The organism is Pseudomonas sp. BN607 (genome assembly GCF_029871175.1).
Lineage (GTDB): Bacteria > Pseudomonadota > Gammaproteobacteria > Pseudomonadales > Pseudomonadaceae > Aquipseudomonas.
This window is the reverse complement of sequence record NZ_SSOE01000022.1, coordinates 79,898-91,403: the sequence shown is the minus strand read 5'-3', so window position 1 is coordinate 91,403 and position 11,506 is coordinate 79,898. Positions and strand designations below refer to the sequence as shown.

Annotated in this window: 11 protein-coding genes; 5 read left to right on the top strand and 6 right to left on the bottom strand. The window is 62.7% G+C overall.

The annotated features are described in order from the left end of the window. The gene (def, locus tag E8E68_RS03400; protein ID WP_016712797.1) at positions 1–507 is read right to left on the bottom strand and encodes a peptide deformylase; all 507 of its coding nucleotides are present in this window, start codon (positions 505–507) and stop codon (positions 1–3) included. 207 nt (positions 508–714) lie between these two features. On the opposite strand from def, the gene dprA reads away from it, so the two are divergent. After that, positions 715–1,812, top strand: coding sequence for a DNA-processing protein DprA (dprA, locus tag E8E68_RS03395; protein WP_280339720.1), 1,098 nt, complete (start codon positions 715–717; stop codon positions 1,810–1,812). Between the two features lie 42 nt (positions 1,813–1,854). Continuing rightward, positions 1,855–2,412 carry an L-threonylcarbamoyladenylate synthase gene (locus E8E68_RS03390; protein WP_266032081.1) on the top strand — a complete coding sequence of 186 codons (558 nt, stop codon included), beginning with the start codon at positions 1,855–1,857 and terminating at the stop codon, positions 2,410–2,412. Positions 2,413–2,829: 417 nt separating this feature from the next. On the opposite strand, the gene E8E68_RS03385 is transcribed toward E8E68_RS03390, so the two are convergent. Continuing rightward, positions 2,830–3,807 carry an NADPH:quinone reductase gene (locus E8E68_RS03385; protein WP_266032080.1) on the bottom strand — a complete coding sequence of 326 codons (978 nt, stop codon included), beginning with the start codon at positions 3,805–3,807 and terminating at the stop codon, positions 2,830–2,832. A gap of 134 nt (positions 3,808–3,941) precedes the next feature. Between E8E68_RS03385 and hemF the strand changes: the two genes are divergently transcribed. Continuing rightward, complete coding sequence (hemF, locus tag E8E68_RS03380) at positions 3,942–4,853, top strand: oxygen-dependent coproporphyrinogen oxidase (RefSeq protein WP_266032079.1); 912 nt, start codon at positions 3,942–3,944, stop codon at positions 4,851–4,853. Positions 4,854–4,878: 25 nt separating this feature from the next. After that, positions 4,879–5,703 (top strand): shikimate dehydrogenase, encoded by an 825-nt coding sequence (gene aroE, locus E8E68_RS03375; RefSeq protein WP_266032078.1) that lies wholly within the window; start codon positions 4,879–4,881, stop codon positions 5,701–5,703. A gap of 38 nt (positions 5,704–5,741) precedes the next feature. Here aroE and E8E68_RS03370 read toward each other — a convergent pair whose 3' ends face one another. From E8E68_RS03370 to betC, 3 genes are all read right to left on the bottom strand, one after another. Then, positions 5,742–7,307 (bottom strand): SulP family inorganic anion transporter, encoded by a 1,566-nt coding sequence (locus E8E68_RS03370; RefSeq protein WP_280339715.1) that lies wholly within the window; start codon positions 7,305–7,307, stop codon positions 5,742–5,744. Between the two features lie 126 nt (positions 7,308–7,433). Further along, positions 7,434–8,363, bottom strand: a complete 930-nt coding sequence (gene choX, locus E8E68_RS03365) for a choline ABC transporter substrate-binding protein (protein ID WP_266032076.1) — start codon at positions 8,361–8,363, stop codon at positions 7,434–7,436. A gap of 14 nt (positions 8,364–8,377) precedes the next feature. Further along, positions 8,378–9,895, bottom strand: coding sequence for a choline-sulfatase (gene betC / locus E8E68_RS03360; RefSeq protein WP_110743518.1), 1,518 nt, complete (start codon positions 9,893–9,895; stop codon positions 8,378–8,380). A 108-nt stretch (positions 9,896–10,003) separates the two neighbouring features. Between betC and E8E68_RS03355 the strand changes: the two genes are divergently transcribed. Next, on the top strand, positions 10,004–10,903 hold the full coding sequence (locus E8E68_RS03355) for a LysR family transcriptional regulator (RefSeq protein ID WP_280339711.1): 900 nt from the start codon (positions 10,004–10,006) through the stop codon (positions 10,901–10,903). 20 nt (positions 10,904–10,923) lie between these two features. Here E8E68_RS03355 and E8E68_RS03350 read toward each other — a convergent pair whose 3' ends face one another. Then, positions 10,924–11,478: an NADH-flavin reductase gene (locus E8E68_RS03350; RefSeq protein WP_280339709.1), complete on the bottom strand. Its 555-nt coding sequence runs from the start codon at positions 11,476–11,478 to the stop codon at positions 10,924–10,926. Positions 11,479–11,506: the final 28 nt, after the last annotated feature.

The window sequence follows — 11,506 nt, the reverse complement described above, 5'->3', positions numbered from 1 at the left end:
TCAGGCTTGCTGGCGGTGCTGTTTTTCCAGCTTCTTTTTGATCCGGTCGCGCTTGAGCTGCGACAGGTAGTCGACGAACAGCTTGCCGTTGAGGTGATCGAACTCGTGCTGCACGCAGACCGCCAGCAGGCCTTCACATTCCAGTTCGTACGGCTTGCCATCGCGGTCCTGGGCCTTCACCCGTACCCGCAGCGGGCGGTCGACGTTCTCGTAGAAGCCGGGTACCGACAGGCAGCCTTCCTGGTACTGGCCCATGTCGTGGGTCAGCTCTTCGACCGTGGGGTTGATGAAGACGCGCGGTTCGCTACGGTCTTCGCTGAGGTCCATGACCACGACCTGCAGGTGCACGTTGACCTGGGTGGCGGCCAGGCCGATGCCAGGGGCTTCGTACATGGTTTCAAACATGTCGTCGATCAGCTGACGCAGGGCGTCGTCGAACACCGTCACCGGCTTGGCGATGGTGCGCAGGCGCGGGTCCGGGAATTCGAGAATGTTCAAGATGGCCATAAGGTCAGGCAGTCACTGTGCGTTCGGTTGAAAACTGAGCACACATAATAAAGGGAAAAGGGGATTTCAGCACCTGTGAAAGCTGGTCTAGGGTTTTCAGAGCTTGCTTATGGCCCATTCGATGGACAGGTTGTCAAAGCGTTATCAACAAAGTTATCCACAGTTTGTACCACGTCGATGGCCCTTTTTTGATCAAGGATGATCCCCATGTTGAGTCACCATTCGTCGCCTCTTCCACCTGCCGAGCTGGAGGCGCGATTACGCCTGCATCGTCTGCCGGAGACCGGATTGCGACGCTTTCGTACCTTGTTGGAGGCCTTCGGCAGTGCCTCTTCTGCACTGTGCGCACCAGCCGGCGCCTGGCGCGCGTTGGGCGTACCCCAGGCCAGTATCGATGCCCGGCGCAGCGCCGAAATTCGCGAGGGCGCATTGGCCGCAATGGCCTGGCTAGAGCGCCCTGGCCAGCATTTGCTGATGTTTGACGGCCCTGGCTACCCGCCACTGCTGGGCGAAATCGATGACGCTCCGCCGCTGCTTTTCGTCGCCGGTGACCCTGCCCTGCTCGAACGCCCGCAGCTGGCAATTGTGGGTAGCAGGCGTGCTTCACCCCCGGCAATCGACACCGCTGCAGCATTTTCCCGATACCTGTCGCAGGCAGGTTTCACTATCACCAGCGGGCTGGCCGTGGGGATTGACGGTGCCGCTCATCGGGCTGCACTCCAGGCCGGTGGGGGCACGATCGGGGTGCTTGGCACGGGGTTGCAAAAACTTTATCCACAGCGGCACACAGCCCTTGCGCAGGCGATGATCGACAACGGTGGCGCGTTGGTTTCGGAGTACCCGCTGGATGCCGGGCCATTGCCTGGCAACTTCCCTCGTCGCAACCGCATCATCAGCGGGCTTTCGCTTGGTGTGCTGGTGGTCGAAGCCAGCTTGGCCAGTGGTTCGCTTATCACGGCGCGCCTGGCGGCAGAACAAGGCCGCGAGGTGTATGCCATACCGGGCTCCATCCACCACCCCGGCGCCAAGGGCTGCCATCAGTTGATTCGCGACGGCGCGTTGCTGGTGGAAACTGTGGAGCAGATCATGGAAAGCCTGCAGGGCTGGCAGAACCTGCCGCCTGCAGTTGTGGATAAATTCGATCACCCGCTGCTTGCCTTGCTGCATGCCGCGCCTCAAACCACTGAAAGCCTGGCCCACTGCAGCGAGCAGCCACTGGCCGAAGTGCTGGCGCAGCTGACCGAGCTCGAGCTCGAAGGCCGTGTCAGCAATGAAGCCGGGCGTTGGTTTGCCCGCGTGGGCTAAGTACACTGCTCACAGGCAATGTTTATAGGCGGAGTAACAGCAATGGTGAGCAGTTTTCGTGTGCAACAAGCCGCACGTGAGATCCGGGCGGGTGCAGTGATCGCCTACCCGACGGAAGCGGTCTGGGGCCTGGGCTGCGATCCATGGAATGAGGACGCGGTGTATCGCCTGCTGGCGCTGAAGTCGCGCCCTGTGGATAAAGGGCTGATTCTGATCGCCGACAACATCCGTCAGTTCGACTTCCTGTTCGAGGACTTCCCCGAAGACTGGATCGACCGCATGGGCAGCACCTGGCCGGGGCCGAACACCTGGCTGGTGCCGCACCAGGACCTGTTGCCCGAGTGGGTGACCGGGGAGCATGACACGGTGGCGCTACGGGTCAGTGATCACCCGGTGGTGCGTGAACTGTGCGCACTGGTGGGGCCGCTGATTTCCACCTCGTGCAACCCTGGCGGGCGCCCGGCGGCGAAGACCCGGTTGCGGGTGGAGCAGTACTTCCACGGCCAGCTGGACCTGGTGCTTGGCGGGGCGCTGGGGGGCCGGAAGAACCCGAGTGTGATTCGCAACCTGGCAACCGGCGAGGTCGTTCGGCCGGGCTGACATCTTTCCACAAGCCTTCCGCAGATTTTTCTGATTTGTCTCGGTTGGCGGGTGATTGTGTGAGGGCTAACGGGTGCCAGCCTTGAAGCTCTCTTCGCCTATGAGATCGAGCGCCGCCCGCGCGGCGCATCGCGGGGCAAGCCCGCTCCCACATTTGTTTCGGGCCAATCCCTTCTGGGAAGTCACCGCTGCCCGCTTTGTTTGTTCCATTTGATATCGAGGGTTGCGCAACTGCAGTTCCTCGATCTGCAGCCATGTACCAAAGCTGCAACCCACCTGACACAGGAATAATTGGCCCGAAACAGATGTGGGAGCGGGCTTGTCCCGCGAAGCGCCGCGCGGGCGGCGCTCGATTTCACAGGCGCTGAAACTCTCAAGGCAAGCGCCTGGCCGCCCTGACGCAATTCCCCGCGTTTCTCAAGGCAACAAGACAGTCGACCCCACAGTCCTGCGCGCCGACAGCTCTGCCTGCGCTTTGGCCGCTTCGCTCAACGGATACCGCTGCTGGATATCCACAACCAGCTTCCCGCTCGCAATCATCGCAAACAGGTCATCGGCCATGGCCTGGGTGTTCTCGGCATTGTTGGCATAGGTGGCCAAGGTCGGCCGGGTGACATACAGCGAGCCCTTCTGCGCCAGGATCCCCAGGTTCACCCCGCTCACCGCACCGGAAGCGTTGCCAAAGCTCACCATCAACCCGCGCGGCTGCAGGCAGTCCAGCGAGGTCAGCCAGGTGTCGGCGCCCACGCCGTCATACACCACCGGGCATTTCTTGCCGTCGGTCAGCTCCAGCACCCGCTTGGCCACGTCTTCATGGCTGTAGTCGATGGTCGCCCAAGCCCCCAGCGCCTTGGCGCGCTCGGCCTTCTCGGCAGAACTCACGGTGCCGATCAGCTTGGCGCCCAGGGCCTTGGCCCACTGGCAGGCCAGCGAACCGACCCCACCCGCTGCGGCGTGGAACAGGATCACATCCCCCGCCTTCACCTCGTAGGTCTGCTTCAGCAGGTATTGCACGGTCAAACCTTTGAGCATCACCGCTGCCGCCTGCTCGAAGCTGATGTTGTCGGGCAGCTTGACCAGGTTGGCTTCCGGCAGCGTATGCACCTCGCTGTATGCACCCAGCGGGCCACCGGCATGGGCCACGCGGTCACCCACCTTCAGGCGGGTCACTCCCTCGCCCACGGCCTCGACCACGCCGGCCGCCTCGGTACCCAGGCCCGAAGGCAGGGACGGCGGTGCATACAGCCCGCTGCGAAAGTACGTGTCGATGAAATTCAGGCCGATTGCATGGTTGCGCACACGCACCTGCTGGGGCCCGGGTGGGGCGGGTTCGAAGTCCACAAACTGCAGCACTTCCGGGCCGCCATGCTGGCTGAACTGGATACGCTTGGCCATCTCGCACTCCTGTAGTCGGGATCGGAAAAGGCCTTCTATCGGACGCCTTTGCTTGATCGCCGTCAACTGCGGCGCGCGCGCTGGCGGTGGTATGCTACGCGGCGAATTCTTCCCTGCCCGTTCCTGGTGACCCGATGACTAGCCGCACCGAGGCCGTGAAAGCCTACCTGCTCGACCTGCAAGACCGCATCTGCTCTGCCCTCGAAACCGAAGACGGCGGCGCCCGTTTCGTCGAGGATGCCTGGGTGCGCGAAGCCGGGGGTGGGGGCCGTACGCGGGTGATCGGTGACGGCAAGCTGATCGAGAAGGGCGGGGTCAACTTCTCGCACGTATTCGGCGCAGGCCTGCCGCCATCGGCCAGCGCCCACCGCCCCGAACTGGCGGGCCGTGGCTTTGAGGCCTTGGGGGTGTCGCTGGTGATCCACCCGCACAACCCGCATGTGCCGACCTCCCATGCCAACGTGCGGTTCTTCATCGCCGAAAAAGAAGGTGAAGAGGCCGTATGGTGGTTCGGTGGCGGCTTTGACCTGACGCCGTACTACGGCAATGAAGAAGACTGCATTCACTGGCACCGTGTGGCCGAGCAGGCCTGCGCGCCGTTCGGCGCCGACGTGTACCCGCGCTACAAGGCCTGGTGCGACCGCTATTTCCACCTCAAGCACCGTGGCGAGCCACGCGGCATCGGCGGCCTGTTCTTTGATGACCTGAACGAGTGGGACTTCGACACCTGCTTTGCCTTCATCCGCGCCATTGGCGATGCCTTCGTCGATGCCTACCTGCCGATCGTCCAGCGCCGCAAGGACACGCCCTACACCCCGCAGCAGCGCGAGTTTCAGGAGTACCGTCGCGGCCGCTACGTTGAGTTCAACCTGGTCTACGACCGTGGCACCCTGTTTGGCCTGCAGTCGGGCGGGCGTACCGAGTCCATTCTCATGTCGCTGCCACCGCAGGTACGCTGGGGCTATGACTGGAAGGCCACGCCTGGCAGTGAAGAAGCACGCCTGACCGAATACTTCCTGCAAGACCGCGACTGGCTTGGCCAGTAAGCCTGTGGACAACCAAGGAGCCGTCATGGACCAGTACGTCGTTTTTGGTAACCCGATCGGCCACAGCAAGTCGCCGCTGATCCACCGCCTGTTCGCCGAGCAGACCGGCGAAGACCTGCAATACGCCACTCTGCTCGCGCCACTGGATGAGTTCAGCGACTGCGCGCGCGGCTTTTTCAAGCAAGGCAGCGGCGGCAACGTCACCGTGCCGTTCAAGGAAGAGGCCTACCGCCTGTGCGACAGCCTGACCCCCCGGGCCCAGCGCGCGGGTGCAGTGAACACGCTGAGCAAGCTGGCTGATGGCACCCTGCAGGGCGACAACACCGATGGTGCAGGCCTGGTGCGTGACTTGACGGTGAATGCCGGGGTCGAGCTGGCCGGCAAGCGTATTCTTATCCTGGGTGCCGGTGGCGCGGTACGTGGGGTGCTGGAGCCGATTCTGGCCCACAAGCCGCAGTCGCTGGTCATCGCCAACCGTACTGTGGAAAAGGCCGAGCAGCTGGCGCGTGAGTTCGATGAACTCGGGCCGGTGGTGGCCAGCGGGTTCGCTTGGTTGCAGGAGCCGGTGGATGTGATCATCAACGCCACTTCGGCGAGTTTGGCCGGGGAATTGCCGCCTATTGCCGACAGCCTGGTCGAGGCAGGTCGGACGGTTTGCTACGACATGATGTATGGCAAGGCGCCGACGCCGTTTTGCCAGTGGGCTACCAAGTTGGGGGCTGCCAAGGTAATGGATGGCTTGGGGATGCTGGCTGAGCAGGCGGCCGAAGCCTTCTTTATCTGGCGTGGCGTGAGGCCGGACACGGCGCCGGTATTGGCTGAATTGCGCCGGCAACTTGCTCGGGGCTGAGATTGCCGGGGCTGCAAAGCAGCCCCAGAATCCCAACCTCACTCCTCAAACCGGATTGGGCACAACTCCACCCCTTCCAGCTTCTGCAATTCCTCGATCACCTGCGGCCTGGCCCGGTGCAAGGTCAAGCTCCCCCCCAATCGACGCAACCGCCGTGCCTCGCGGTGCAACATATCCACACCGGAATAATCGATAAAATTCACCTGCCGCGCATCGATCACCACATGTGGCCCCTGGCAGCGCTGCAGGCGCACCTGCAGGTAATGCGCTGCGCCAAAGAAGATCGACCCGCCCACCCGCAGCACATCCGCCTCCCCTTCGCGGCTTTGCTGCACCCGTGGCCGTGAGGTGCGCTTCAGATAGAAGAACAGCGACGCCAGTACCCCGGCATAGATCGCCGTCTGCAACTCCAGCAGCAAGGTCGCCGCCGCCGTCAATGCCATCACCAGGAACTCTGAGCGGCTGACCCGGAACAGCGCGCGGATGGCCCTGTGGTCAACCAACCCCCAGCAGATCAGCAGAATACTGCCAGCCATCGCTGGAATCGGCAGGTGCGCGATCAACCCGGCGCCGCCAACGGCGAACAGCGCCACCCACAGCGCCGAGAACACCCCGGCCATGGGCGAGCGGGCGCCGGCCTCATAGCTCAGGCCCGAGCGGGTGAAGGAACCGGCAGACAGGTAACCTGAGAAAAACGCCCCGGCAATGTTGGACAGGCCCTGTGCTCGAATTTCCTGGTCAGGGTCGATCAGCTGTTCCGACCGGGCCGACAATGAACGGGCAATCGACAGACTGGTGACCAGCCCCAGCATGCCCACCGCAACGGCACTGGGCAGCAGCCGCAGTATCAATTCCACGTCCAACAAGGGCAGCGGGCTGAAGGGCGGCAGTTGCCCGGTGAAGGCGGTCACCCTCGGCACATGGCCAAACAAACCCGGCAGCAGCCAGGCCAGCAGGCTCACTACGATCAGGCTTATCAACAGGCTGGGCCAGCGTGGGCGCCACAGTTTGAGTACCACGCCGATCACCACAGTGGCCAGGCCAAGGACCAGCGACGGCAGATCGACCTCACCGGCATGGCTGGCCAGGTCTTGCACGGTCTTCAGCGCCGTGGACTGGCTGGGCAGGTCCATGCCCAGCAGGTTCGGCAGTTGGCCCAGGGCGATGACGATGGCTGCGCCGAGGGTGAAACCCAGCACCACGGAATGCGATACGAAGTTGACCAACGCGCCAAAGCGCAGCAGCCCCAGCAGCAATTGGAAGATGCCGCCGAGGAAGGTGAGCAGCAGCACCAGGGTGATGTAGTCGGCACTGCCGGCCACGGCCAGTGGGCTGATGCTGGCGTAGAGCACGATGGAAATGGCCGCGGTCGGGCCGCAGATCAGGTGCCAGGAGGAACCCCAAAGGCAAGCGATCAGCACTGGGACGATGGCGGCGTACAGGCCGTACTCGGCGGGCAGGCCGGCGATCAGAGCGTAAGCGATGGATTGCGGCAGGGCGAGGATGGCACCGCTCAGGCCCACTAGCAGATCCTGGCGCAGGCTGCGGCCCGACTGGCGGGGAAGCCAGGTGAGGAAGGGCAGCAAGTGGATGATGCGATGCATGAGATATTCACATTTCCAAAGGTCCACTGTCCCCTGTGGGAGCGGGTTTACCCGCGAATGCGTCGGTACATTCCATACGGCATTCGCGGGTGAACCCGCTCCCACAGAAGCGTGTCGTGTCTGAGATTACAGTTTGGCTTGGACGGCCTCCAGGGCATCACCATCAGCCTTGGTGGTAACTCCGGCCAACCACCCCTCCAACTGTTCAGGATGCGCTTTCACCCATGCCCTGACCGCCTCATCGAAGCTGATCTTCTTGTCCACCACCTCTGCCATGATGCTGTTTTCCATGTCCAGTGTGAACTTGAGGTTACCCAGCAGCTTCGCGGCATTCGGGCAGGCTTGTGGATAACCTTTGCGGGTCAGCGTGTACACCTCGCCCTTGCTGCCGAACCACTTTTCCCCACCGGTCAGGTAGTGCATTTTCAGCTTCACGTTCATCGGGTGCGGGGTCCAGCCGAGGAAGGTGATGAACTGCTGCTTTTTCACCGCACGGTCGACCTGCGCCAGCATCGCCTGCTCACTGGACTCGACCAGCTTCCACTGGCCGAGGTTGAATTCATTCTTGTCGATGATTTCCTTCAGCGACAAGTTGGCAGGTGCACCAGAGCCGATCCCGTACAGCTTGTTGTCGAACTGGTCGGCATGCTTCTGCAGGTCGGCAAAATCCTTCACCCCGGCATTCCACACGTAGTCGGGCACTGCCAGGGTGAACTCGGTGCCTTCCAGGTTACGTGACAACTGCTGCACATCGCCATTCGCGATGAACTTGTCATGGAAGCCCTGTTGCGCCGGCATCCAGTTGCCAAGGAACGCATCGACCCGGCCGTCCTTGAGGCCGCCGTAGATGATCGGTACGGCGAGGCTGTCGATCTTCACTTGGTAGCCCAGGCTTTCCAGCAACAGGCGGGCGACAGCGTTGGTGGTGGCGATGTCGCTCCAGCCGGGGTCGGCCATTTTCACGGTGCTGCATTGAGCATCGCTGTCGGCGGCGTGGGCTGTGGCGGTACCCAGGCCCAAGGCCAGGGTGAATACGGCGGCGGAGAACTTGTGCATGACGGCCTCTCTTCTCAATCCATGGGTGCGGGCTGTGGATAACGTGCCTTGCGCTCGAGGTCGTCGAGATCGATGTGGTTACGCATGTACTGTTGGCTGGCGTCCACCAGCGGTTGATGGTCCCAGCTTTTCAGCTTGCCGATGGCCAGCGCCTCGGCCACCAGGCGGCGGCGCCGCTGGCTGGCCAGTACCTGCTGGCGCAGGCTGGGGATGTCCCAGCGCTGCCGCGCTTCATCGACAAATGCCTGCAGCAGCGCCTGGTGGTCCGGGCTGCTGGTGAGGTTCTCCCGCTCGTGCGGGTCGCGGCTCAGGTCATAGAGTAGGCAAGGGTCGTCTTCGCTGTACACGAATTTATAAGGCCCACGGCGGATCATCATGAGTGGGCCGACGGTGCCTTCGGCCATGTACTCGCCAATCACTTCGTCGTGGCCGCCCTGCCCCTGGAGGTGGCCAAGCAGCGAGTGGCCGTCCAGGTGCAGCTGGTTATCCACACCACCACCGGCCAGTTCGACCAAGGTCGGCAGCAGGTCGCAGGTCGATACCGATGCACTGACCCGGCCTGCGGCAAAGCGTGTGGGGGCATGGACCAGCAACGGCACCCGTGCCGACATCTCGAACCAGTGCATCTTGTACCAGAGGCCCCGCTCGCCAAGCATATCGCCGTGGTCGCCGGAGAACACGATCACGGTGTCATCGGCCAGGTTGCATTCCTCCAGTGTCTGCAACAGCTGGCCGATGTTGTCGTCGATGTAGCTGCAGGCACCGAAGTAGGCTCGGCGGGCATCGCGGATCTTTTCCACAGGCAGCGGCTTGTTCCACAGGTCGTATACCTTCAGCAGGCGCTGGGAATGCGGGTCGAGCTCTGCCTGGCTGAATTCGGCGCGGGGCATAGGGATATCCACACCCTCGTAGCGATCCCAATAGCGCTTTGGAATGGTGTACGGATCATGCGGGTGGGTCATCGACACGGTCAGGCAGAACGGCCGGCCATCGTTTTCGCGCACATGGTCATAGAGGTACTGGCGCGCCTTGAACACCACTTCCTCGTCGAAATCCAGCTGGTTGGTGCGTACGCATGGCCCGGCCTGCAATACCGAGGACATGTTGTGGTACCAGCTTGGGCGCACGTCGGGCTCATCCCAGTTCACCGCCCAGCCATAGTCGGCCGGATAAATGTCGCTGGTCAGGCGTTCTTCGTAGCCGTGCAGCTGGTCCGGGCCGCAGAAGTGCATCTTGCCCGACAGCGCGGTGCGGTAGCCCAAGCGGCGCAGGTAGTGGGCGTAAGTGGGTACGTCGGCGGGGAAATCGGCAGCGTTGTCGTAGGCGCCGATGCGGCTGGGCAACTGCCCGCTGACCAGGGTGAAGCGCGACGGCGCGCACAGCGGACTGTTGCAGTAGGCCGAGTCGAACACCACCGCCTGCTCGGCCAGGCGGCTCAGGTGTGGCATTTGTATCGGCGACGGGCCGTAGATCGGCAGCAAGGGTGCGGCCATCTGGTCGGCCATGATGAACAGGATATTCGGGCGCGTCATGGTGGCTTCCATCGTTGGGGATTATGCGAACCGCTTGCCTATCAAGATGCGACTGTGAATAACATGGGTAAAGCCCATGGCGGGCAATGACTGGGATTAGCCAAGCTTATGTTTGAGCACCTTGCCGAGCTGTCGCTGGATACCTTGCGCGTCTTCGAAGCTGCTGCGCGTCTGCGCGGCTTTACTGCAGCGGCGCTGGAGCTGGGCACTACGCAGCCGGCCGTCAGCCAGCAGGTGAAACGGTTGGAGGCGCAGTTGGGTACGCGCCTGTTCGATCGTATTTACCGGGGTATCGAACTGACCGAGGCCGGCCAGGTGTTGTTCGAGCAAATACATCAAGGCCTGCAGGCAATGGACGAGGGTGTCGCCCAGGCCAGCGGACGCGGCCAGCACGAGGTGTTGCAGGTGGCCACCGACTTTGCCTTTGCGGCGTTCTGGCTGATGCCCCGGTTGCAGCGATTTCACGAGGCTTATCCACAGGTGGATGTGAGCCTGGTGACCGGAGAGCGCAGCCAGGGCATGTTGCGCCCGGACATTGATGTGGCGGTGCTGTTTGGCGATGGACGCTTTCACCAAGGAGAAAGCCGCTGGCTATTCGATGAGGAAGTGTTCCCGGTGTGCAGCCCCCATCTGATTCATGGCAAAGCCTTGTCTGCTGTGGCTTTGCAACGATTGCCGCTGCTGCATTTGAAGGGTGAGCAGGCCAGCCGCTGGTTTGACTGGGCGGGGGTATTTCGTGGGTTTGGTGTGGACAGCCCACCGCCGGCGGGGCAGTTGCGGTTTGATAACTATACCTTGCTGATTCAGGCAGCGATTGCCGGGCAAGGGGTGGCGATTGGCTGGGCGCACCTGGTGGATGGGTTGGTGGAGCAAGGGTTGCTGTGTCGGCCGCTGGAGGGGAGTTTGCGCTCGGAACGCGGTTATTACGCGGTGTTGCCACCGCGCAAGCGGCGTGGGGCGTTGATCGAGCGGTTTGTGGATTGGCTGGAGCAGGAGCGCAGCCATTGAGGTCTTGCGGCCCGGACGGTCTAGATGACGAAGTTCAGATGCTCGCCGCGGTGCAGATCCAGCTCCAGCATATCAACCATCCCTGCCGCAACACGTGCCCACCCCGCCTCTGGCAGCTCCTGTGGCGCATTGATCAGTGTCCAGCGCAATGCACTGCGCTGCAGCCCATCAACCACGTGGTCGACACATTCCCGCTCCCCTTCGCTGTACTTGGCCGGCTGATCCAGCACATCGAAATCGCCCACCAACAACAGCCGGCGTATAGTCGTACGCGCAAGTCCCACTATCAGCGCCTCGCTCAAGCGTGCCTGCCCCGGCAGGTCACCCGGCGCCAGCGCTGGTAACACGGCAATCACCGCCGAGCCGCCCGCTGCGCCCTGCTCCGCCTGGTCGGCATCTCCCAGCCCGCCTATCTTGAAATGCAAGCCAGGGCGTGGCGAGTGACGGTTGAGGTCGTCGACCACGGCGGTGACCTCGTGCTGGCGCGACAGCAGCTCGAGCGTCAGGGCATTGCCCAGGCTGCTTTCAGGCCCGAACAAGACCAGCTTGAACACTGGGGTTTCGGCGTTTTTCACTGCATCACTCCCTTTGCAGGTGGTGATG

Coding starts and splice junctions, on each gene's coding strand:
- betC (WP_110743518.1), bottom strand. CDS start 9,895: ATGACGCGCCCGAATATCCTGTTCATCATGGCCGACCAGATGGCCGCA.
- E8E68_RS03370 (WP_280339715.1), bottom strand. CDS start 7,307: ATGCATCGCATCATCCACTTGCTGCCCTTCCTCACCTGGCTTCCCCGC.
- E8E68_RS03385 (WP_266032080.1), bottom strand. CDS start 3,807: ATGGCCAAGCGTATCCAGTTCAGCCAGCATGGCGGCCCGGAAGTGCTG.
- hemF (WP_266032079.1), top strand. CDS start 3,942: ATGACTAGCCGCACCGAGGCCGTGAAAGCCTACCTGCTCGACCTGCAA.
- choX (WP_266032076.1), bottom strand. CDS start 8,363: ATGCACAAGTTCTCCGCCGCCGTATTCACCCTGGCCTTGGGCCTGGGT.
- def (WP_016712797.1), bottom strand. CDS start 507: ATGGCCATCTTGAACATTCTCGAATTCCCGGACCCGCGCCTGCGCACC.
- aroE (WP_266032078.1), top strand. CDS start 4,879: ATGGACCAGTACGTCGTTTTTGGTAACCCGATCGGCCACAGCAAGTCG.
- dprA (WP_280339720.1), top strand. CDS start 715: ATGTTGAGTCACCATTCGTCGCCTCTTCCACCTGCCGAGCTGGAGGCG.
- E8E68_RS03390 (WP_266032081.1), top strand. CDS start 1,855: ATGGTGAGCAGTTTTCGTGTGCAACAAGCCGCACGTGAGATCCGGGCG.
- E8E68_RS03355 (WP_280339711.1), top strand. CDS start 10,004: ATGTTTGAGCACCTTGCCGAGCTGTCGCTGGATACCTTGCGCGTCTTC.